This is a genomic window from Streptomyces sp. NPDC046335 (genome assembly GCF_055587985.1).
The window spans coordinates 167,258-187,767 of sequence record NZ_JBVJFF010000018.1 but is presented as its reverse complement, the minus strand read 5'-3'; the positions used below and the strand labels follow the sequence as shown (position 1 = coordinate 187,767).

The following is a 20,510-nucleotide window of genomic DNA, read 5'->3' as shown; positions in this document are numbered from 1 at the left end:
ACTGCCTCCCCTCTTCGGGGGGGGTGTTTCTCCGCGGGGGGGCGAGGAGGCCTTAGTAGGCTGGGGGGGGGGGGGGGTGGGGGGGGGGTGTTTGGGCCCCCCCCCCACGGCTGCCGGTCAGACGTCCTGCCCCGTGCCTCCGCCGCCGATGGGGCCGGCCTTGATGCCCTTGGCGATCGTGTCCATGGCGGACTGCGAGGGAGCCTTGTCGTTCACGTCGATGCCCATGCGGACGATGACGAGCTTGTCCTTGTCGGCGGGGGACGGGAAGGCGAGCGACTCGACGTACCCGTCGTCGCTCTTCTCCGTGACGGCCTTCCAGCGGACGTGGTAGCCCTTCTGGCCCGCGACCGTGATCGCCTCGGAGGCCAGCACCTTGTGCGAGGTGATCCGGCCGTAGGTCTTGCCGCCGTACCCCTCCTTCGCGTTCTGCTTGATGTCCTCCTTCGCGGCCTCCTCTGGCGTCTTCGCGTCGAGCTTCAGCTCCTCGGCGGACTGGGAGAACGCGCTGGCGCGGGTGCACTGCTCGCCGGTGTTGCCCGGGCACGGGATGGGGTCCGTCTGCACCCCGGCGCCCGCCTGGGTGGTGCCGCCCTTCCAGCCGTCGGGTATCGGGATCTTGATGCCGTTGACCGGGTCGCTCGCGAAGCCGGACTCCTGCGGGGCCCGCGGGCCGCCGGACTCGGGCGACCGGGGCGCGTCGGGCGCCTCCGAGTCCCGCGGCACCCGCGGGGCCCCGGACGACGGCTCATCGGCCGCCGAGCCGCCGCCGCCGTCATCGTCGGAGGTGAGGGCGTACACGCCCCCGCCGATCCCGGCGAGTACGACGAGCACCGCACCCGCGGCTATCGCGACGCGCAGGCCGCGCCGCTGCTGCGCCGGGGGCTGAGCCGGATACGCCGGAAAGGCCGGCTGGGTCGGCTGGGCCGACTGGGCGGGCTGGGTCGGCTGCGCGTACGCGCCACCGGCGGCGCGCACCTGATCCGTCCATGCGTTCCCGTCCCACCAGCGCTCGGTGGGAGAGGCGCCGGCGGCCTGGCCGGGATCGGGGTACCAGCCGGGGGGAGTCATCTGCGTCATGGGCGCCAGAGTATGAGCACACCGTGAAAGCGGGATGAGAGGGGCGGCCCTCAATGACCTCGCGGGACACGCGGGACACGCGGGCCCGCGGGGCCTCGTTGGTTTCTCCCGGGCGAGCGTCCGCCCTACCGGCCCCCGCTCCCGTGTCCGTTGACGATGAGGCGCATCGGTCCCGTCTTCTCCCGGACCGGCTCCGGCCACGCCGTCCCGTGGCGGCCCGGGGTGATCGAGCCCAGGACGCTCGCGTGCCGGGCCCCCGTGCTCGCCGGGTCGGTGCCCGGCAGGCCGTGCAGGGTCAGGAAGCCAAGGACGGCGAAGGCGTACGCCTCCTTCGCCGCGGCCGGCATGCCCAGCTCGTCGGACGTGCGCAGCGCTACGGCGGTGCCCAACTCCGTGCGCAGCGCGGCCATCAGCGCGGGGTTGCGCGTGCCGCCGCCGGAGACGATGACCTCCGTGGCCCGCACCGAGCGGACCGCGTCGGCGACCGTGCGGGCGGTGAGCCGGGTCAGCGTGGCGACGACGTCCTCGGGGGCCAGCGTCTCGTACCCGCGCAACGCCGTACGGAGATAGGGCAGATGGAAGAGCTCCTTGCCGGTCGTCTTCGGCGCGGGGAGCGCGTAGTACGGCTCGGCGAGGAGCCGGGCGAGCAGCGCCTCGTCGACGGTGCCGCGGGCGGCGAGGCCACCGTCCAGGTCGTAGGCGAGGCGGCCACCCGTGGCCTCGCTCACCGCCGCGTCGATCAGGGCGTTGGCGGGGCCCGTGTCGAAGGCCGTGCCGTCGGGGGCGGTGATGTTGGCGATGCCGCCCAGGTTCAGCGCGGCGGGGGCGCCGGGCCTGCCGCGCAGCCACATCCGGTCCACGAGGCTGACCAGGGGCGCGCCCTGGCCGCCCGCCGCGATGTCCCGGGGGCGGAAGTCGGCGACCACCGGCAGCCCCGTCGCCTCGGCGATCCACGCGGGCTGCCCGATCTGCAGGGTGCCGTGCACCTGACCGTCCGCCACCCAGTGGTAGACGGTCTGGCCGTGCGAGGCGACCAGCCCGGCCTGCCCGTCGCACAGCTCGCGGTCCGCCTCGACCGCGGCGGCGGCGAAGGCGCGGCCGATCTCCGTGTCGAGCCGGCAGACGTCGGCGAGCGTGGTGGCCGCGGGAGGCAGCGCGGCGGCGAGCCGGGAACGCAGTCCCTCGTCGTAGCCCCGGCTGATCAACCCGAGCGGAGTGAGCGTCAGACGGTCGCCGTCCAGGATCAGATCGGCGGCTCCCGCGTCGATCGCGTCGTACGAGGTCCCTGACATGAGCCCGATCACGCGCACGTGGGGCCTCCTTCTCGGTCGGCTCGCCAATGCGTTTGATCATCGCATCCCGAGGACCGCGGGTGACACCCCTTACTCGAACATGTCATCGGACGCGGCCGTCCGCCACGCCGGCCCGCCCGCCGGACGTGCGGCTTTCCCTCAACTCCGGGGCCCTGCACCGCCACCCCGCGCGCTGAGTCACTGGGGGCGCGGGACGGCGGTACGGCAGGCTCACTCCCGCGCGGCGAGGACCCGCCCGCGCCACACCCCCGGGTCCCCGAAGGCGCTCCGCAGCACCCGCGCCTTGGTCAGCCACAGGGAGAGGTCGAACTCGGCGGTGTACCCGATCGCCCCGTGGAGCTGGAGCGCCGCGCGAGCCGCTCCGTACGCCGCTTCGGCCGCCGTCACCTTGGCGGCGGCGACATCTCCCTGCGCCATGGTCAGCGCGGCGCCGAACACCAGCGGCCGGGCGAACTCCAGGGCCACCAGGACATCCGCCAGGCGGTGCTTGACCGCCTGGAACGTCCCGATCGGCGCGCCGAACTGGGTGCGCTGCTTCACGTACGCCACCGTTCGGTCGAGCAGCGTGAGCCCGACGCCGAGGCTCTGCGCGGCCGTGGCGAGCGCCGCCCACCGCGTCGCGTGCCGGGTGGCGTCGGCCACCGCAGGGCCGGCGGCGAGCAGTTCGCCGCCGGGCAGGGGAGCGGCCAGGTACCGCGCGCGGTCGAGGGAGCGGCGCACGCGCGCGTGACCGGGCGCGAGCCGCAGCTCGTCCTCGGCCACCGTCAGGATGAGGTCCGCGACCTGCGGGTCCACGGCGTACGGCCCGCCGTCCGGGAGCGTCAGCGTCGCGCTCGCCCTGCCCGTGGCGAGCGCGGGCAGGAACCGCTTGGCCGGTTCCGGCTCGCCCAGCGCGGCCAGGCGGGAGAGCAGCGCCGCGGCGGCCACCGTCTCGACGGCCGGGCCCGGCACGGCGTGCCTGCCCAGCTCCACGAAGGCGACGGCCGTCTCGGCGGGCAGCGGGCCGACCCCTTCGTACTCCTGCGGGACCGCCAACGCGAACACTCCCGCGTCCGCGAGCCGTGACCACACGGCTTGCCCCGGGGCGTGGTCACCCGCGCCCCACGCGCGCGTGGCGGCCACCGTGCCGGCCGCCGTCAGCATCGCGTCCAGCGAACGCGCGAACTCCCGCTGCTCGGCATCGAGAAGAAACCTCATCAGCGACGCCCCTTCGGCAGCCCGAGCAGCCGCTCGGCGATGATGTCGCGCTGGATCTCATTGGTCCCGGCATAGATGGTCCCGGCCAACGAAAAGACGTACCCCTCAACCCAGTCGTACGCGCCCCCGCCTGAACCCAAATCCCCCGGCTCGCTGTCGCCGGGCCGGTGGCTGCCGGGTGCGTCGCCGGTGCGTTTGTGGCCGCGGGGTCCGTCGCCGGTGAATCCGTGGCCGCCGGGCTTGCCGCCGTCGGCTCTGTGACCGTCAGCGGTGTCTCCCTCAGCGGTGTCTCCGTCGGGCCTCTGCTCTCCGGCCGTCTCCCGGCCGGCCCCGCTGCCGCGGGCCGCGTCACGGCGGTGCCCGTGGCCGTCACCGCCGTGCCCGTGCCCGTGGCCGTCGCCGTCGGTCCCGTCACCGCAGGCCGCGTCCTCGACCTCGGCGGTCAGTTCGCCCTCCGGCCCCAGCAGGTCGAGCGCCGTCTCATGAGTGGCGATGTCGTGTTCCGACCAGAAGACCTTGTTCAGGCTGGACTCTGCGCCGATCGTCTCCCCGGCCGCGAAGCGCGAGGCGCTCGCCCAGGTGAACAGTTCGTACGCGCGTGCCCCGATGACCGCGTCGGCGACCCGGTCGCGCAGTGCCGTGTCCGTCGGGTCGCCCTGGGCCCGCCAGCGCCGCGCGAGGCGGTCGGCCGTGGCGAGGAAGCGGCCGGGGGAGCGCAGGGTCAGACCGCGTTCGTTGCCCGTGGTCGACATGGCGATGCGCCAGCCCTGGCCGGGCTCGCCGATGACGTCCCCGTCGGGCACGAAGACGTCGTCGAGGAAGAGTTCGGCGAAGGCGGGCTTGCCGTCCAGACGCCCGACGGGACGGACCGTCACCCCGGCCGCGTCGAGGGGGAACATCAGGTACACCAGCCCCTGGTGCGGCTTGGGCGGCACGCCCCCCGCCCCGTACGGCTCGCAGCGGAACAGCCCGAACGCGCGGTCGGCGAAGGCGGCCCGTGACGACCACGTCTTCTGGCCGCCGATCAGCCAGCCGCCCTCGGTCCGCCGCGCGGTGGACCGCAGCGACGCAAGGTCCGACCCCGCCTCGGGCTCCGACCAGGCCTGGGCCCAGATCACCTCGCCGGTCGCCATGGCGGGCAGCACCCGGGCGCGCTGCTCGGCGGTGCCGTGGTCGAAGAGGGTCGGCGCCAGCAGGCTGATGCCGTTCTGCGAGACCCGGCCCGGCGCTTCCGCCGCGTGGTACTCCTCCTCGAACAGCAGCCATGGGACGAGGCCGACGCCCTGTCCGCCGTACTCCTCGGGCCAGGAGACCACCGACCAGCGGTCCGCCGCGAGCTCACGCTCCCACTCCCGGTGGGCGGCGAAACCCGCCTCGGTCTCCAGGGACGGCAGCGGCGCGACCGGCACGTGCGCGGCCAGCCACTCGCGCGCCCGCCGCCTGAACTCGTGCTCCTCCGCGGTGAAGTCGAGGTCCATCGCAGGACCGCCCCCTCGTTTCTCGTCGCTTCCCTCTTCCCTAACAAGTGTTTGGTAGATTACTCTGTGTGGTGTCGAAGAGTCGAGAGCCGCGGAGAGCCGAGATCGGTCGGCACCGCCGCGGTCAAGAGGATGGGAGGGCCGGCCGCCCATGGATGCATCCGCTCGTCCGCCGGACGCGCCCGTCTGTCCGCCCGGCCATGACCTGCTCGCGGGCCGCACCGCCGTGATCACGGCCGCTGCGGGGGCCGGTATCGGCGGCGCCACCGCCCGCCGCTTCCTCGAGGAGGGTGCCCGCATAGTCATCGGCGACGCCCACCCGCGCCGCACCAAGGAGTCCGTGGCGGCGCTCGCCGAGGAGTTCGGCGCGGACCGCGTCGACGGCATCCCGTGCGACGTCACCGAAGAGGCGCAGGTGCAGAGCCTGTTCGAGCTGGCGGAGGCCCGCCATGACCGCTTGGACATCGTGGTGAACAACGCGGGCCTCGGCGGCACCGCGGAGCTGACGGAGATGACCGACGAGCAGTGGGACAAGGTCATCGACGTGACGTTGAACGGCACGTTCCGGTGCATCCGCGCCGCCCTGCGCCGCCTGCGGACCACCACGCGCGGCGGCGTCATAGTGAACAACGCCTCGGTGCTCGGCTGGCGCGCCCAGGCCGGCCAGGCGCACTATGCCGCGGCCAAGGCGGGCGTCATGGCCCTCACCCGCTGCGCCGCGGTCGAGGCGGCCCCGCACGGCATCCGCGTCAACGCGGTCGCGCCCAGCCTCGCCATGCACCCCCATCTCGCGAAGGTCACCTCGCCCGAGCTCCTCGAAGAGCTCACGGCCCGCGAGGCGTTCGGGCGGTACGCGGAGCCGTGGGAGATGGCCAACGTCATAGTCTTCCTGGCCAGCGGCTACTCCTCGTACATGACGGGCGAGACGGTCTCGGTCAGCAGCCAGCGCGCCTAGGCGGAGAATGACCGTGTGTCGAAACCGAAGACCAGCACCAGCACCAGCACACCAAAGCCGAGCACCAGCACCAGCACGCCAGAGCCGAGCACCAGCACCAGCACGCCAGAGCCGAGCACCAGCACACCGCGGCCGGGCGCCCGCAAGAAGAAGGCCGCGGTGAGCCCCTCGCCCGAGCGGCGTCACGAACTGCTCGGCATCGCCGCCGACGTCTTCGCCGAGCAGGGGTACAACGCCACCACGGTCCGCAAGATCGCCGACGCCGCGGGCATGCTCGCCGGCAGCCTCTACTACCACTTCGACTCCAAGGAGTCGATGCTCGAAGAGATCCTGCGCACCTTCCTCGCCGAGCTCTGGGACGGGTACGACACCGTGCTCCAGGCCCAGCTGGACCCCAGGGCGACGCTGGAGGCCCTGGTCACCGAGTCCTTCCGGGAGATCGACCGGCACCGCGCCGCCGTCGCGATCTACCAGAAGGAGGCCAAGCAGCTGGTCGCGCAGGAGCGCTTCCAGTACCTGTCCGACTCCCAGCAGCGCTTTGAGAAGGCGTGGCTGACCACGCTGGAGCGCGGCGTCGCCGAAGGTGCCTTCCGCGACGACCTGGACATCCGGCTCGCCTACCGCTTCGTGCGCGACACCGTCTGGGTCGCCGCGTCCTGGTACCGCCCCGGCGGAGGCCACAGCCCCGAGGAGATCGCCCGCCAGTACCTGTCGATGGTCCTGGACGGCATCTCCGTACGTACGTAAACAGTGCGCCGAAGGGCGGCGCGTTCCACGACCGAGGAGAGCACGCCATGGCCGAGGCCTACATCGTCGAAGCGGTCCGTACCCCCGTCGGCAGGCGCGGGAAGGGGCTCTCCGGGGTCCACCCCGCCGACCTGGGCGCCCATGTCCTCAAGGCGCTCGTCGAGCGTTCCGGCGTCGATCCCGCCGCCGTGGAGGACGTCGTCTTCGGCTGTCTGGACACCGTCGGGCCGCAGGCCGGTGACATCGCCCGTACGAGCTGGCTGGCCGCCGGGCTCCCCGATGAGGTGCCCGGCGTGACGATCGACCGGCAGTGCGGTTCGTCCCAGCAGGCCGTGCACTTCGCCGCGCAGGGCGTCCTGTCCGGCACCCAGGATCTCGTCGTGGCCGGCGGCACACAGAACATGTCGATGATCCCCATAGCCTTCGCCTCCCGCCGGGCCGCCGAACCCCTCGGCCTCACCGAGGGCCCCTACGCGGGCAGCGAGGGCTGGCGGGCACGCTACGGCGACCGGCCCGTCGACCAGTTCCACGGCGCCCAGCTCATCGCCGCCAAGTGGGACATCTCCCGCCGTGACATGGAGGAGTTCGCGCTCCGCTCCCACCAGCGGGCGATCCGCGCCATCGACGAGGGCCGCTTCGCACGCGAACTCGTCGCGTACGGCGACGTCACCACCGACGAGGGCCCGCGCCGGGACACCACCCTGGAGAAGATGGCGGGCCTCGCGCCCGTCCTGGCCGACGGCACGATCACCGCCGCCTGCTCCTCACAGGTCTCCGACGGCGCCGCGGCGATGCTGCTCGCGAGTGAAAAGGCCGTGCGCGCGCACAAGTTGACGCCGCGAGCCCGCGTGCACCACCTCTCCGTGCGCGGCGAGGACCCCATCCGGATGCTCTCCGCGCCGATCCCCGCCACCGCGTACGCCCTGAAGAGGACCGGCATGAGCATCGGCGACATCGACCTGGTGGAGATCAACGAGGCGTTCGCGCCGGTCGTCCTCGCCTGGCTGAGGGAGACCGGCGCCGACCCCGAGAAGGTCAACGTCAACGGCGGTGCGATCGCGCTTGGCCACCCCCTCGGCGCGACCGGGGCCAGACTGATGACGACCCTCCTGCACGAACTGGAGCGCACCGGCGGCCGGTTCGGCCTCCAGACGATGTGCGAGGGCGGCGGCCAGGCCAACGTGACGATCATCGAACGCCTCTGAGGGCCGCTGCCGCGGACGCCCCGCGCCGCTCGCGCCCGGCACCTCGTCTCACCCTGTGGGAGTACCTGCCCGGACGGCGCTCCACGACGGCCCCGACCCGGCTAGTCTCGACTCAGTACGTCGATTGAGTGATCCCGGGAGGAAGCGATGACGCAGGGACGGCCCGGAGGAGCCGCCTGGGCCCCGCTGTGGGAGCGCGAGGACGAACTCGCCGCCGCGTCCCGTGCCCTCGACGAGCTCTGCATGGACTCCACGAGCACGGGCGGGCTCCTGGCCTTCAGCGGCGAGGCCGGCATCGGCAAGACGGCGCTCCTCGCCGCGGTGCGCCGCATGGCGGAGGGCCGCGCCACCGTCTGGACGGCGCGCGGCGGCGAGACGGTGACCTCCGTCCCCTTCAACGTCGTGCGCCAGCTCCTGCAGCCCGCACTCGTCGCCCTCTCGAACGAGGAGGGCCGCGAATACCTCGGCGACTGGTACGAGATCGCGGGCCCCGCCCTCGGCATAACCGAACCCGGCGTGGGCCAGGCCGACCCGAAGGCCGTCTGTGACGGCCTCGTGGAGGCGGTCTCGCGGTTCGCCCAGCTGAAGTGGCCGCTCGTCCTCATCATCGACGACGCTCACTGGGCCGACCAGGAGACGCTCCAGTGGCTCGCCGCGTTCGCCCGTCGCCTCGACGAACTGCCCGTGCTCGTCGTGGTCGCCCACCGGCCCGGCGACGCCGAGGGCGTGAGCGCCCGCCACATCGCCTCCGTCGATGCGGCGGCCCGCACCTTCACCACCCTGCGCGCGCTCACGCCGGCCGCCGCCGCGGGCCTCACCCGCGCCACCCTCGGCGAGCACGCCGATGCCCCGTTCTGCCGCGAGGTCTGGGCGGTCACCGGCGGCAATCCGTACGAATCGGTGGAGCTCCTCGCCAAGGTGCAGGACAGCGAGCTCGAACCGGTCGAGAGCTCCGCGGACGGCCTGCGCGCCCTCAACCGCACCGCCAAGGGCAACGGCCTGGTCGCCCGCCTGGAGAGCCTCGGCACCGACGTCACCCGCTTCGCGTGGGCGGCCGCCATCCTCGGCACCTCCATCTCCCTTGACCTGGCCGCCCGGCTCGCCGGGATGCCCCGCGACAAGGCCGAGGAGTGCGCGGACCGGCTCTGCGCCGCGCGCATCCTGCTCCGCGAGGGTGAAGTCCTGGAGTTCGTCCACCCGCAGCTCGCGAGCACGATCTACCGCTCGATCTCCGGCGGCATCCGCACCGCCATGCACGGCCGGGCCGCCTCCGTCGTCACGCAGTCCGGGCTCGGCGCCGCCGCGGCCTCCCGACACCTGCTCGAAGTCCACCCGGACGACGACCCCGAACTGGTCGAGCAGATGCGCCAGGCCGCCGCCGAACACCTCGCGGTGGGCGCGCCCGACGCGGCCCGGCGCTGCCTCGAGCGGGCCCTGCGGGAACCACCGCTGCCCGAGATCCACGCGCGCGTGCTGTACGAACTGGGGTGCGCCACCCTGCTGACCTCGCCCTCCACCACCATCGCCCATCTGCGCGAGGCGCTCTCCATGCGCGGCCTCGACCAGGAGCTGCGCGTCGACGCGGTCTGCCGCCTCTCCCAGGCACTGGTCCACAACGACCAGCTCGAAGAGGGCCTGCGGGCCATCGCCGACGAGGCGAGCCGGCTCGAACCGGGGCCCGCGCGGCTGCGCCTGCAAGCCGTGCACTACATGTGGGAGGGCATCCACGCGGGCGAGGAGGACTCGCCGGGGCGTTCCCGGCGGCTCGCCGCACTGGCGGGGCCGCTCTCGGGCCGGGACAACTCCGAGCGTGCCCTGCTGATCCTGCGCGCCTTCGACGCGATGACCCGCGGGGAGAACGCGGAGATGGTCGTCGAGCTCTGCGACCGCGCCCTCGTCAACGGCCGCCTCGCGCCGGGGCTCGGCTGGACCGACACCGAGTGGACCTTCGAGCTCCGCCTGATGCTCGCCGGGTCCTACGCCTTCTGCGACCGGCTCGACCGGGCGGAAAGCCTGTTCACCGAAGCCGTGCGTGCCTACGAGGGCGCCGGCTGGAGCGGCGGTCACCTCGCGCTCTCGCACGCCTTCCTCGGCTATGTGTACCGCAGGCGCGGACGGCTCACCGACGCCGAGCGTTCGCTGCGCGAGAGTCTGCGCCTCGCCGACCGTGTCGGGGAGGGCCTTCCCATGCACTGGGAGGCGGCCAGCATGCTCATCGACACGCTCCTCGCGCGCGGGCACGTCGAGGAGGCCGGCGCGATCGCCGACCGGTACGGCTTCGCGCCGCCCTCCGCCTCCACGATCTAGGTGCCCGACGCCATGTCGGTGCGCGGCAGGCTGCTGCTCGCCCTCGGCCGCACGGACGAGGGGCTCAACGAACTGGAGGCCACGGCCAAGGCGTTGACCGCGCGCGGCCAGTACAACACCGTGCTCGCGCCGTGGGCGCACGACCTCGCCCGGGCCCTGGCGCACGCAGACCCCAAGCGGGCGGCGCACCTCGTCTCCGACGCGCGCATGCAGGCCGAGCGGTTCGGCACGGACACCGCGATCGGCGAGGCCCTGCGGTGCGCGGCGGCCCTGGAGAGCGGCCCGCGATCGGTGGCGCTGTACCGCAAGGCGGCCACCTACCTGGAGGCCTCACCCTGCGCGTACGAACACGCGGTGGCCCGCGTGGAGTACGGCATCGCGGCGGAGTCGGCCCCCGAACTGGAACGAGGCCTGACGCTCGCCCGCACCTGCGGCGCGGACGGCCTGGTGGACCGAGCGCTGGACCACTTGGCACTGGTACGCCAGTAACGCCCTCTGGCGCGGACGCCCCAAACCCAGGCCGCGCCCCTCGGCCAGGCCCGAGCCAAGGCCCCGGCTGGGGCGCGGGCGCCTCGACCGGGCCACGCTCCTCGGCCGGCCGCCGGAACCAAGGCCCCGGCTGGGGCGCGGGCGTCCCAAATCCGGACCACGCCCCTCGGCCAGGCCCGGAGTCAAGGCCCCGGCAGGCTCCAGCCAAGGTCCCTGCCGTTCCCCCGGGCCGCGCCGCTTCACAGCCGAGCCCCGCGCTTCCTGGCCGGGTCCCGGAACGGGCCCCGCGGGCCCCGAGACAGAGCCCCGGCCAAGGGCACGCCGGCCCGCGCGGTTCGGTCCGGGGGCACGTCAGCGCCCCGGGGCACTGCCCAACTGCCCCAGCACCTCGCTCGCCTCTCGTATCAGTCCCTCCAGCAGCTCCGCACACGACGGGACGTCGTCTATCGTTCCCGCCACCTGGCCCGAGGCCATGACCCCCAGGTCGGGGCGGCCGTCCACCATCGCGGACTTGAGCATCATCGGGGTGTTGGCCGCAAGGAGCACCTGGCTCCACGTCAGTTCCCTGCCGTGTCGCATCGCCAGGCCGTCGCGGGCCATCCGGGACCAGCTCAGGCCCGAGATCCTGCGGAACGCCGCCGCGTGGCGCACCGCGCGAGCCAGGGACGCCGCCCGGCCCGACTTCTCCAGGGCCGCCACCAGCTCCGTCCGCAGCATGCGGTGCGGGAGGCCGTCCACGCGGGTGGTGACCGTGACGTCCTTGACGGAGGCCGCCAGATAGCGGGCCTTGACGGCGTCCGGCACCGTCGAGTCCGACGTGAGCAGGAAGCGCGTGCCCATGGCCACCCCCGCCGCCCCGAAGGCGAGCGCGGCGACCAGGCCGCGGCCGTCGCGGAACCCGCCGGCCGCGACCACCGGTATGTCCACCGCGTCGACCACCTGCGGCAGCAGCACCGTCGTGGCGACGTCACCGGTGTGGCCGCCGCCCTCGCCGCCCTGCACGATCACCGCGTCCGCGCCCCACGCCGCGACCTTCTCGGCATGGCGTCGCGCGCCGACCGAGGGAATGACCACCACCCCCGCGTCCGTCAGCTCGGCGATGAGCTCCCTGGACGGCGCGAGCGCGAAGGACGCGACCCGCACCCCCTCGTCGACGATCACCCGGACCCGGTCCCGCGCGTCACCCGCGTCGGCCCGCAGATTGACCCCGAAGGGCGCCTCCGTACGGGACTTGACCTCCCGCACCGCCTCGCGCAACCGCTCGACCGACATGGTCGCGGAGGCCAGGATGCCGAGCGCCCCTGCGTTGGCCGCGGCCGAGACCAGGCGCGGCCCCGCCACCCAGCCCATGCCGGTCTGCACGACGGGGTGGCGCACCCCGACGAGCCTGGTCAGCGGCGTCTCGATGACCGGCGGGCCCGCCGTCACGCCCGCACCTCGCGCTCGCGCAGCCCCCGCGGGTCCACCACGTCGCGTATCAGCCGCAGTTCGTCGGCGGTCGGCTCGCGGGTGTACGGGACGTCGTCGGGCACGGCCAGTGCGAACCCGGTGGCCTCGCGCACCCGGTCGAGCGTCACCCCCGGATGCAGGGACACGAGCCGCATCGAGTGATCGGGCGTGGCGAAGTCGAAGACACCGAGGTCGGAGACGACGCGGCGCAGCTCGTGGAAGCGGGAGGCGGCGGGCCCCGCGGCGGCGGCACTGTCGTACCCGACGCCGCTGATCATGTCGACCTTCGCCACGAAGACCCGGGGCGAGTGCTTCGGTATCCAGTAGCTCACCGGGTTGTTGATCGTGTTGGCCGGGGCCCCGCGCACCCCGAGCAACTGCCGCGCGGGCCGCTCCCAGTCGCCGATGCACGAGATGTTCTGGTTGCCGAAGCGGTCGATCTGGCTCGCCCCCATCATCACGTGCCGCCGGCCGCCCATCACCATCGTCAGATGCCTGCGATACGGAAGCCAGCCCTCCGTCACACCCGACGCGGCGCCGACGGCGGGCACGTCGCCGATGAGCAGGGCCTCGCCGTCCGTGAGCAGCAGCTCGGGGGAGAAGGTCAGCCTGGCGAGGCGGGCGGCGACGGAGGGAACCGTGCCCATGGGGGAGGCGAGGATCTCGCCGTCGCCCCGCCAGGCCTCGGCGCAGGCGATCACGCAGTACTCCGCGCGGGTCGCCGTCCGCTCGTCCGTCGGACCGGTGCGCGTCATCGCTGCTCCTTGTGCCACGCCTGGACGGCCAGGTGGTAGTCCCGCTCGGTGCCGGTGAGGAAGCGGTCGCGGAAGGCCGCCCAGGCTGCGGGCTCCGCCGCCGCGGTGGCGTAGGCCCGCTGGAAGGGCTCGTCCCGGGCGTAGTCGGGCGCGCAGGACGTGAAGTGGGCGCCCTTGGGCGTCTCGGTCACGCCCGTCACCGAGTGCCGGGAGACCAGCAGCGTCTGTGGCGCCGCGTGCGCGGTGAGCTCGGCGGAGCCGACGATCCGCTCGCACGACACGTACGCGGTGTCGGCGGCCTCGCAGAACAGGTCGTCGAAGTACGGGTCGGGGCCGAGATACTGGCCGTTGCCGAAGCGGTCGGCGCGGTTCATGTGCACCAGGGCCGCGTCCATCCGCAGGGCGGGCACCGCCACCAGCTCCTCCCCGTCCTCGTAGGGCGAAGCGACCGTGCGCAGGCCGGGGTTGACGCGGAGGACGTCGGAGCCGAGGCCCGCGCGGACCGGCAGGAACGGCAGGCGCTGGGCGCCCGCGGTGAGGCCCTGCATGAACATCGCCTCGTCCAGCTCGACGAGTTCGAGGGCGCCACGCTCGCGTGCCGCCCGGAAATGCGGCTCCAGGGGGATCGAGTCGAGTGTGGTGAAGGCCGTGACGAGCTTGCGGACGCGGCCCGCGGCGGCGAGCAGGCCGACGTCCGGCCCGCCGTACGAGACGAGGGTCAGGTCCGTGACGTCGGACCGCAGCAGGGCCCGCACCAGGGCCATCGGCTTGCGGCGCGAGCCCCAGCCGCCGATGCCGAGGGTCATCCCGCTCGCCAGGCGCCCCACGATCCCGTCGGGTGTCATGATCTTGTCCGCCCGGATCGGTGCGGCCTGCCCGGCCGCTCCCGTCGCCCTGTCGCTCATGCCCCGCCTTCCCCTCGCGTGCCGAAGTCCTCGCGGATGCGGTCGGCCAGGCCGCTGAGATTCGCCTCGAAGGTGAAACCCTGCTCGAAGCGGTAGCTCCGGTGCACGTCGACCGGGTCGATGCCGTTGATCGCGGCCTTGGCGAAGCGCAGCAGGGTGCCGTCCTTGCGGGCGATCTCCCGGGCAAGGTCGAGCGCGGCCTCGCGCAGTACGGGGCGCCGGACGACCCGCCAGACGGAACCGTGCGCGTGCAGCTCGGCGGCGGTCGCGGTGCGCGCGGTGTAATACAGGGCGCGCATCAGGTGCTGCGGGACCAGGCGGGCCAGGTGGGTGGCCGCGCCGAGCGCTCCCCGGTCCAGCTCGGGCAGGCCGAAGGTGGCGTCCTCGCTCGCCACGATCGCGTCCGCGTTGCCCACGAGGCCTATGCCGCCGCCCAGACAGAAGCCGTGCACGGCGGCGACGACGGGCACCTCGCATTCGTACACCGCCGAGAACGCCGCGTAGCAGCCGCGGTTGGCGCCGATCAGCGCGCCGTGGCCGCTGTCGCGCCGCAGCTCCTTGATGTCCACGCCCGCGTTGAACCCCCGCCCCTCGGCGGTCAGCACGACGCAGCGTATGGCGGGGTCGAGCCCGGCGGTGCGCACCGCGTCGGCCAGCTCATACCAGCCCCGCACCGGCAGGGCGTTGACCGGCGGATAGTCGACCGTCACGACGGCCACGCCCTCGTCGGGGACGGAGGTGGAGACAGACATCAGAGGATCCGCTACCTTTCACCCACACGCCTTCAACCAAACATTTGTTAGTTGGAAAGGTAGCAGCGATGACTGACACCCGACAGGTGGTCGTCGTCACCGGCGGCACCCGCGGCGTCGGCGCCGGTATCGCCCGGAGTTTCCTCGCCACCGGCGCCCGCGTCGTCGTCTGCGCCCGCAGGCCGCCCGAGCGGCCGGTCCAAGAAGCGGGCGCCACCGCGGAGTTCCGGCCACTCGACCTGCGCGACGCGGCGGCCGCCCACACCTTCTTCGCCGAAGTCGCCGCCGACCACGGCACGCTGGACGCCCTGGTGAACAACGCGGGCGGCACGCCCTACGGCCTGCTCGCCGACACGGACCCCGCCCGCCAGGCCAAGATCGTCGAACTGAACCTGCTCGCCCCGCTCTACGCCTCGCTCGCCGCCTACGAGGTGATGCGCGCCCAGGACACCGGCGGCAGCGTCACGATGATCGGCAGCGTCAGCGGCACCCGCCCCTCGCCCGGCAGCGGGGCCTACGGTGCCGCGAAGGCCGGTCTGGAGAACCTCGCGCGGACCATGGCGGTCGAATGGGCCCCGGCCGTGCGCGTCAACACCGTCGTGCTCGGCCTCGCCCGCACCGAGAGCGCCCACGTCCACTACGGCGACGAGGCGGGCGTCGCGCGGGTCGCCCGCACCGTGCCGCTCGGCCGCCTCGCCGAGCCCTCCGACGTCGGCGACGCCTGCGTGTTCCTCGCCTCGGACAGCGCCAAGTACATCAGCGGCGCCGCGCTCCACCTGCACGGCGGCGGAGAGCGCCCCGCGTTCCTGGACGCGGCGTCCGCCCACCACCAGACGTACGGAGGAGCGGTCTCATGACGTCAGGAATCTGCGAGGGCCGCGTCGTGGCCGTCACGGGCGCTGGACGTGGCCTCGGCCGCGCGCACGCGCTCGCCCACGCGGCCGAAGGCGCCCGTGTCGTCGTCAACGACCTCGGGGTACGGGCCGACGGCTCGGACGGACCCGGCGGCAAAGGAGGAGCCCAGGGCCCCGCCCACGACGTGGTCGACGAGATCCGCGCGGCCGGCGGCGAAGCGGTCGCGCACGGAGGGGACATCGCCACGCCCGAGGGCGCCGCCTCGCTCGTGCGGACCGCCCTCGACACGTACGGCCGGCTCGACGCGCTCGTCAACAACGCGGGGTTCCTGCGCGACCGAATGCTGGTCAACCTCGACGAGGACGACTGGGACGCCGTGCTGCGCGTCCATCTCAAGGGCCACTTCCTTCCCCTGAAGCACGCGGCGGCGCACTGGCGGGCCGAGGCCAAGGCCGGGCGCGTGCCGCACGCGTGCGTGGTCAACACCAGCTCCGGAGCGGGTCTGCTCGGCAGCGTCGGTCAGGGCAACTACAGCGCGGCCAAGGCCGGGATTCTGGGCCTCACCCTGGTGGCCGCCGCCGAACTGGCCCCCTACGGAGTGCGCGTCAACGCCATCGCCCCGGCCGCCCGTACCCGCATGACCGAACAGACCTTCGCCGGCGCCATGGCCGCGCCCCGGGACGGCGGATTCGACGCGATGGCACCGGAGAACGTGTCACCGCTCGTCGTGTGGCTCGGCTCCACCGCGTCCGCGGGCGTCACCGGACGGGTCTTCGAGGCCGAGGCCGGACGCATCACCGTCATGGAGGGCTGGCGTCCGGGCCCGACCGCCGACAAGGGCGCCCGCTGGACCCCGGCCGAGGCGGGCGAGACGGCGCTGGGACTCCTCGCCGACGCGCAGGAGCCGCGGCCGGTGTACGGGGCGCGCTGAGGCCCGCGGCGGTGTACGGGGCGCGCTGAGGGCCCGCGCCCGAGCCGCGTGATCCAGCTCACTCGCGTCCGTGTCACAGGAGGCCGGGCTGCCTCGTCTCGGGGGTGTAGCCAACGGACGAACACAAGGAGCACACCATGGACGCGCGACTCGACTACTTCGCCAGCCCCACCGCCGGCAAGATCTTCAAGCACTTCATAGCGTGCCACAAGGCGCTCAAGGAGTCACCGCTGCCGGACGCCGTCCAGGAACTGGTGGCGCTGCGCGTCAGCCAGATCAACGGCTGCGCCGCCTGCATCGACATGCACACCAAGGAGGCCGCCGCCGCGGGAGAGACCGCCCTGCGGCTGAACCTGGTGGTGGCGTGGCGCGAGGCCACGGTCTTCACTGAGGCCGAGCGTGCCGCGCTGGAGCTCGCGGAGGCGGGGACCCGGATCGCGGACGGGTCCGGTGGCGTGGGCGACGAGGCCTGGGAGAAGGCCGCCGAGCACTACGACCAGGAGCAGTTGGCCACCCTCGTCGTGCTGATCTCCATGATGAACATGGCGAACCGGCTCAACGTCATCGCCCGGCGGCCCGCGGGCGACTACGTGGTCGGACAGGTGCACTGACCGCGACGGCGGCGACCGGCCCGGGGCCCGTCAAGGGGCCCCGGGCCACGGGGAGAAAGGGAATACGCGTGAGCAAGATCGAGGAGTTCGAGGAGCTGCGGCCGCTGCTCTTCTCCATCGCCTACCGCGTCCTCGGCAGCGTGGCCGAGGCCGAGGACGCCGTCCAGGAGACCTGGCTGCGCTTCGACGCCTCGCCGACCCGGCCCGAGTCGACCAAGGCGTTCCTGTCGGCGGCGGTGACACGCGTCTCGATCGACGTGCTGCGCTCCGCGCGGGCGAGGCGCGAGCAGTACGTGGGCCCCTGGTTCCCCGAGCCGCTGCTCAGCGACCCGTACGAGGACCCGGCGCGCTCGGCGGAGCTGGCGGACTCCGTCTCCATGGCCGCCCTGCTGCTCATGGAGCGGCTCAGCCCGCTGGAGCGGGCGGTGTTCGTGCTGCGTGAGGTGTTCGGCTTCGGGTTCGACGAGGTGGCCGCGGCGGTGGGGCGTTCGGAGCCGGCGTGCCGGCAGCTCCTGGTGCGGGCGCGGGGGCACATGCGGGCCGGCCGCCCGCGTTTCGAGGCGGACCGCGAGGAGCGGGAGGCGCTGTCGGCGCGGTTCTTCGACGCCCTGCGCGAGGGCGACGTCGACGGGCTGCGGGAACTGCTCGCCGCCGACGTGTCGCTGGTCGGCGACGGCGGCGGCAAGACGCCGCAGCTCGCCAGGTCCATCTTCGGCGCGCAGAACGTGGCGCGGCTGCTCGCCGCCGTCATCCCCCGGATGGCCTGGATCGACGTCACCTTCGCGCCGCAGGAGGTCAACGGCCAGCCGGGCGCGGTCTTCCGCGACCGGGACGGCAGGGTCCTGCACACGTGGGCGCTCGACGTGATCGAGGGCCGGATCCAGGCGATCCGCATGGTGGTCAACCCCGACAAGCTCGGGCACGTGGGTCCGGTGGCGGACGCGTGGGCCCTCCACCACGAGCTGAAGAAGGCGGGCCGGACGCCTCCGAAGTGACCTACGACCGCTCCTCCTCCGCGAGCACCCGCTGGGCCACCGCGAACGCCGAGTTGGCCGCGGGGACCCCGCAGTAGACCGCCGTCTGGAGCAGGACCGCGCCGATCTCCTCGGGGGTGAGGCCGTTGCGCCGGGCGGCGCGGACGTGCATCGCCAGCTCGTCGAGGTGGCCGTGGGCGACCAGCGCGGTCAGCGTGATCATGCTGCGCTCGCGGCGGGCCAGCGTCGGGTCGGTCCAGATCTCGCCCCAGGCGTAGCGGGAGATGAAGTCCTGGAAGCGGGCCGTGAACGGCGTGGTGTTCGCCAGCGCGCGGTCCACGTGCGCGTCGCCGAGCACGGCCCGCCGGACGGCCGTCCCGCCCTGGGCCGAGAGCCCCGCGAAGTGTGCGCGCAGGGCGGCGGCCACGGCGTCCGGGCGCTCGGCGGGCGCCAGGTGCGAGGCCCCCGCGAGCTCCACGAGGGACGCGCCGGGCACCGCGTCGGCGATCTCCCGGGCGTGGGAGGGCGGGGTCGCCGGGTCCTCGCGCCCGGCGATCACCAGGGTCGGCGCGCCGATCGCCGCCAGGGACTCCCGCAGGTCGTACGCGGCCAGGGCGTCGCAGCACGCGGCGTACGCGCCCGTATCGGCGGCCCGGTGGTCCGCCACCAGGGCGGGCACGGTGAACCCGGGCGTGAACCAGCGCCCGGGGGCCGCGTCCGCCAGTTCGGCGAGGCCGGCGCGGCGCACGGCCGCCGCCCGCCGTTCCCACGGCTCACGGCCGCCGAAGTGCGCCGAGGAGCAGATCGCGGCGAGGCCCGTCACCCGCTCGGGGTGATGGACCGCGAGGTGCAGCCCGACGGCGCCACCGATCGACACCCCCGCGTACGCGAAGCGGTCGATGCCGAGCGAGTCGGCGAGCCCGAGCACGAGCCCGGCGAGGTCGGCGACGGTCGCGCCGGGCCCGATCAGCCCGGCGGGGGAGCGGCCGTGGCCGGGCAGGTCCCACCGCACGACGCGATGAGCGGTGGACAGCGCGGGCGCGACACCGTCCCAGAGCCGGCTCGATGTGCCGAGGGAGGGGCCGAGCAGCAGCGGGGGCGCGGTGTCGGCGCCCTCGACGGTGTGATGCGGCAGGTTCTCGTGGGTCAACGTCGCTCCAGGGCACGGTCGGTCAGGGGGCCGGCGGAGCCGGTGTAGTGGGTGGGGTCGGTGAGTTCGGTGAGGTCGACGCCGGCCAGGGCGGGCTCCTCGCCCAGGGCCTCCGCGAGCGGCCGCCCGTCCGCCCGTGCGCGCCGGGCCGCGTCCGTCACCAGCTCCTTCGCCCGCGCCCTGCCGACCCGTGGCGCGAGCGCGGCCACGAGCCGCTCCGACACGATCAGCCCCTCCGTCAGGTCCAGGTGCGCACGCATGGCCTCCGGGTGGACGCGCAGCCCCTCGGTGAGCTCGGCCGCGTCGCGGGCCGCGCCGCCCACCAGACGGAGCAGGTCACGCAGTGGCTCCCACTCGGCGTGCCAGGCACCCGGGGGCCGCTCGTCCTCCGCGACCAGCGAGCCGAGCAGGGTGGCCGCGAGAGAGGGCGCGCGGCGCGCGGCGGCGGCGATGAGCGTGGCGCGCACGGGGTTGGCCTTGTGCGGCATGGCGGACGAACCGCCCCCCGACCCCTCGGAGACCTCGGCGATCTCGGTACGGGAGAGCGTGAGGACATCGACCGCGGCCTTGCCGAGCGCCCCCGCGGCGACGGCGAGGGCGGCGGCGAGGTCGGCCACGGGGGTACGCAGCGTGTGCCAGGGCAACGGCGGCTCGGCGAGCGGCAGTTCACGCGCGTAGGCGGCGACCAGTGCCTGCCCGATGTCACCGTCCCGCGTGGCCGACGGCGCCTCGGGCGAGGCGTACGCCCGGAACGCGGCCAGCGTCCCCGCCGCTCCCCCCAACTGCACCGGCAGCCCCTCCCGTGCCCGCACCAACCGGTCCCTGGCGTCCAGCACCAGTGACCGCCAGCCCGCAGCCTTCAGCCCGAGTGTCGTCGGCACCGCGTGCTGGGTGAGCGTGCGGCCCGGCAGGACCGTGTCCCGGTGCTCCGCCGCGAGGCGGGCCAGGGCGCGTTCCGTACGGGTCAGGTCGGCGAGGAGCGGGTCCAGCGTCCGCGTGGCCACCAGCATCAACGCCGTGTCGAGGATGTCCTGGCTCGTCGCGCCCCGGTGGACGTGCGGCGCGGCCTCCGCGGGTACCGCCGCCGTCAGGTCGGCCACCAGGGGGATCACCGGGTTTCCGCCCGCCCGCGCGCGCAGGGCGATCGAGCGGGTGTCGAAGCGGGCCGTGTCGGAGGCCGCCGACGTGACCGCCGCGGCGGCCTCGCGGGGCGCCAGACCCACCGCGGCCTGAGCGCGCGTCAGGGCCGCCTCAGCGTCGAGCAGGGCCCGCAGGAAGGCGTCGTCGCCGGTCGCCTCCTCGGCTGCCGAGCCCGCCCACCCGGGGGAGAACAACCCGCTCATGAGAACTCCCGGAA

18 protein-coding genes and 1 pseudogene are annotated in these 20,510 nt (G+C 74.0%); 8 read left to right on the top strand and 11 right to left on the bottom strand.

Translation table 11 applies throughout. The annotated features are described in order from the left end of the window. Positions 1–117: 117 nt before the first annotated feature. The 4 genes from ACZ6JY_RS35935 to ACZ6JY_RS35920 all read right to left on the bottom strand — a co-directional run bounded on the left by ACZ6JY_RS35935 (position 118) and on the right by ACZ6JY_RS35920 (position 5,068). The gene (locus tag ACZ6JY_RS35935; protein WP_469202916.1) at positions 118–1,080 is read right to left on the bottom strand and encodes a DUF2510 domain-containing protein; all 963 of its coding nucleotides are present in this window, start codon (positions 1,078–1,080) and stop codon (positions 118–120) included. Positions 1,081–1,205: 125 nt separating this feature from the next. Further along, a complete protein-coding gene (locus ACZ6JY_RS35930; RefSeq protein WP_469202914.1) occupies positions 1,206–2,390 on the bottom strand; it encodes an anhydro-N-acetylmuramic acid kinase in 1,185 nt (394 codons plus the stop codon). A 213-nt stretch (positions 2,391–2,603) separates the two neighbouring features. Continuing rightward, complete coding sequence (locus ACZ6JY_RS35925) at positions 2,604–3,590, bottom strand: acyl-CoA dehydrogenase family protein (RefSeq protein ID WP_469202912.1); 987 nt, start codon at positions 3,588–3,590, stop codon at positions 2,604–2,606. Further along, the gene (locus ACZ6JY_RS35920; RefSeq protein ID WP_469202910.1) at positions 3,590–5,068 is read right to left on the bottom strand and encodes an acyl-CoA dehydrogenase family protein; all 1,479 of its coding nucleotides are present in this window, start codon (positions 5,066–5,068) and stop codon (positions 3,590–3,592) included. The genes ACZ6JY_RS35925 and ACZ6JY_RS35920 overlap by 1 nt, the downstream gene beginning before the upstream one ends. Before the next feature lie 151 nt (positions 5,069–5,219). Here ACZ6JY_RS35920 and ACZ6JY_RS35915 point away from each other — a divergent pair, with 151 nt between their 5' ends. Continuing rightward, positions 5,220–6,023, top strand: coding sequence for an SDR family oxidoreductase (locus ACZ6JY_RS35915; protein ID WP_469202908.1), 804 nt, complete (start codon positions 5,220–5,222; stop codon positions 6,021–6,023). Here ACZ6JY_RS35915 and ACZ6JY_RS35910 read toward each other — a convergent pair. Next, positions 6,020–6,148 (bottom strand): hypothetical protein, encoded by a 129-nt coding sequence (locus ACZ6JY_RS35910; RefSeq protein WP_469202906.1) that lies wholly within the window; start codon positions 6,146–6,148, stop codon positions 6,020–6,022. The genes ACZ6JY_RS35915 and ACZ6JY_RS35910 overlap by 4 nt on opposite strands. Positions 6,149–6,182: 34 nt before the next feature. Between ACZ6JY_RS35910 and ACZ6JY_RS35905 the strand changes: the two genes are divergently transcribed. The 3 genes and pseudogenes from ACZ6JY_RS35905 (at position 6,183) to ACZ6JY_RS35895 (ending at position 10,771) form a co-directional block, all read left to right on the top strand. Continuing rightward, positions 6,183–6,770, top strand: coding sequence for a TetR/AcrR family transcriptional regulator (locus ACZ6JY_RS35905; RefSeq protein WP_469202904.1), 588 nt, complete (start codon positions 6,183–6,185; stop codon positions 6,768–6,770). 47 nt (positions 6,771–6,817) lie between these two features. Continuing rightward, entirely contained in the window at positions 6,818–7,975 is a 1,158-nt protein-coding gene (locus ACZ6JY_RS35900; RefSeq protein ID WP_469202902.1) for an acetyl-CoA C-acetyltransferase, read from the top strand. 147 nt (positions 7,976–8,122) lie between these two features. Continuing rightward, positions 8,123–10,771 (top strand): annotated as a pseudogene (locus ACZ6JY_RS35895) (ATP-binding protein). Positions 10,772–11,122: 351 nt separating this feature from the next. Here ACZ6JY_RS35895 and ACZ6JY_RS35890 read toward each other — a convergent pair. From ACZ6JY_RS35890 to ACZ6JY_RS35875, 4 genes are read right to left on the bottom strand one after another with little or no spacing between them, the layout of a single operon-like run. Further along, positions 11,123–12,178 carry an NAD(P)H-dependent flavin oxidoreductase gene (locus ACZ6JY_RS35890; RefSeq protein WP_469202945.1) on the bottom strand — a complete coding sequence of 352 codons (1,056 nt, stop codon included), beginning with the start codon at positions 12,176–12,178 and terminating at the stop codon, positions 11,123–11,125. Positions 12,179–12,195: 17 nt separating this feature from the next. Next, a complete protein-coding gene (locus ACZ6JY_RS35885; protein WP_469202900.1) occupies positions 12,196–12,975 on the bottom strand; it encodes a CoA-transferase subunit beta in 780 nt (259 codons plus the stop codon). Continuing rightward, positions 12,972–13,880: a CoA transferase subunit A gene (locus tag ACZ6JY_RS35880; protein WP_469202898.1), complete on the bottom strand. Its 909-nt coding sequence runs from the start codon at positions 13,878–13,880 to the stop codon at positions 12,972–12,974. The genes ACZ6JY_RS35885 and ACZ6JY_RS35880 overlap by 4 nt, the downstream gene beginning before the upstream one ends. After that, positions 13,877–14,632: an enoyl-CoA hydratase family protein gene (locus tag ACZ6JY_RS35875; protein WP_469202896.1), complete on the bottom strand. Its 756-nt coding sequence runs from the start codon at positions 14,630–14,632 to the stop codon at positions 13,877–13,879. The genes ACZ6JY_RS35880 and ACZ6JY_RS35875 overlap by 4 nt, the downstream gene beginning before the upstream one ends. Positions 14,633–14,700: 68 nt before the next feature. Here ACZ6JY_RS35875 and ACZ6JY_RS35870 point away from each other — a divergent pair, with 68 nt between their 5' ends. The 4 genes from ACZ6JY_RS35870 to ACZ6JY_RS35855 all read left to right on the top strand — a co-directional run bounded on the left by ACZ6JY_RS35870 (position 14,701) and on the right by ACZ6JY_RS35855 (position 18,024). Then, positions 14,701–15,489, top strand: a complete 789-nt coding sequence (locus ACZ6JY_RS35870; protein ID WP_469202894.1) for an SDR family oxidoreductase — start codon at positions 14,701–14,703, stop codon at positions 15,487–15,489. Next, entirely contained in the window at positions 15,486–16,418 is a 933-nt protein-coding gene (locus tag ACZ6JY_RS35865) for an SDR family oxidoreductase (protein ID WP_469202892.1), read from the top strand. Before ACZ6JY_RS35870 ends, ACZ6JY_RS35865 begins: the two co-directional genes overlap by 4 nt. 137 nt (positions 16,419–16,555) lie before the next feature. Beyond that, positions 16,556–17,029, top strand: a complete 474-nt coding sequence (locus ACZ6JY_RS35860) for a carboxymuconolactone decarboxylase family protein (RefSeq protein WP_469202890.1) — start codon at positions 16,556–16,558, stop codon at positions 17,027–17,029. Between the two features lie 68 nt (positions 17,030–17,097). Beyond that, entirely contained in the window at positions 17,098–18,024 is a 927-nt protein-coding gene (locus ACZ6JY_RS35855; RefSeq protein WP_469202888.1) for an RNA polymerase sigma-70 factor, read from the top strand. Between the two features lies 1 nt (position 18,025). On the opposite strand, the gene pcaDC is transcribed toward ACZ6JY_RS35855, so the two are convergent. Together pcaDC and pcaB are read right to left on the bottom strand one after the other, a co-directional pair. Then, positions 18,026–19,153 carry a bifunctional 3-oxoadipate enol-lactonase/4-carboxymuconolactone decarboxylase PcaDC gene (pcaDC, locus tag ACZ6JY_RS35850; RefSeq protein ID WP_469202886.1) on the bottom strand — a complete coding sequence of 376 codons (1,128 nt, stop codon included), beginning with the start codon at positions 19,151–19,153 and terminating at the stop codon, positions 18,026–18,028. Further along, complete coding sequence (gene pcaB / locus ACZ6JY_RS35845) at positions 19,150–20,496, bottom strand: 3-carboxy-cis,cis-muconate cycloisomerase (RefSeq protein WP_469202884.1); 1,347 nt, start codon at positions 20,494–20,496, stop codon at positions 19,150–19,152. Before pcaB ends, pcaDC begins: the two co-directional genes overlap by 4 nt. Positions 20,497–20,510: the final 14 nt, after the last annotated feature.

Bases quoted from the DNA above. Each gene is read 5' to 3' on its own strand.
- ACZ6JY_RS35935 (WP_469202916.1), bottom strand. From the start codon at position 1,080: ATGACGCAGATGACTCCCCCCGGCTGGTACCCCGATCCCGGCCAGGCC.
- ACZ6JY_RS35925 (WP_469202912.1), bottom strand. From the start codon at position 3,590: ATGAGGTTTCTTCTCGATGCCGAGCAGCGGGAGTTCGCGCGTTCGCTG.
- ACZ6JY_RS35920 (WP_469202910.1), bottom strand. From the start codon at position 5,068: ATGGACCTCGACTTCACCGCGGAGGAGCACGAGTTCAGGCGGCGGGCG.
- ACZ6JY_RS35915 (WP_469202908.1), top strand. From the start codon at position 5,220: ATGGATGCATCCGCTCGTCCGCCGGACGCGCCCGTCTGTCCGCCCGGC.
- ACZ6JY_RS35900 (WP_469202902.1), top strand. From the start codon at position 6,818: ATGGCCGAGGCCTACATCGTCGAAGCGGTCCGTACCCCCGTCGGCAGG.
- ACZ6JY_RS35885 (WP_469202900.1), bottom strand. From the start codon at position 12,975: ATGACGCGCACCGGTCCGACGGACGAGCGGACGGCGACCCGCGCGGAG.
- ACZ6JY_RS35880 (WP_469202898.1), bottom strand. From the start codon at position 13,880: ATGAGCGACAGGGCGACGGGAGCGGCCGGGCAGGCCGCACCGATCCGG.
- ACZ6JY_RS35875 (WP_469202896.1), bottom strand. From the start codon at position 14,632: ATGTCTGTCTCCACCTCCGTCCCCGACGAGGGCGTGGCCGTCGTGACG.
- ACZ6JY_RS35870 (WP_469202894.1), top strand. From the start codon at position 14,701: ATGACTGACACCCGACAGGTGGTCGTCGTCACCGGCGGCACCCGCGGC.
- ACZ6JY_RS35865 (WP_469202892.1), top strand. From the start codon at position 15,486: ATGACGTCAGGAATCTGCGAGGGCCGCGTCGTGGCCGTCACGGGCGCT.
- ACZ6JY_RS35860 (WP_469202890.1), top strand. From the start codon at position 16,556: ATGGACGCGCGACTCGACTACTTCGCCAGCCCCACCGCCGGCAAGATC.
- pcaB (WP_469202884.1), bottom strand. From the start codon at position 20,496: ATGAGCGGGTTGTTCTCCCCCGGGTGGGCGGGCTCGGCAGCCGAGGAG.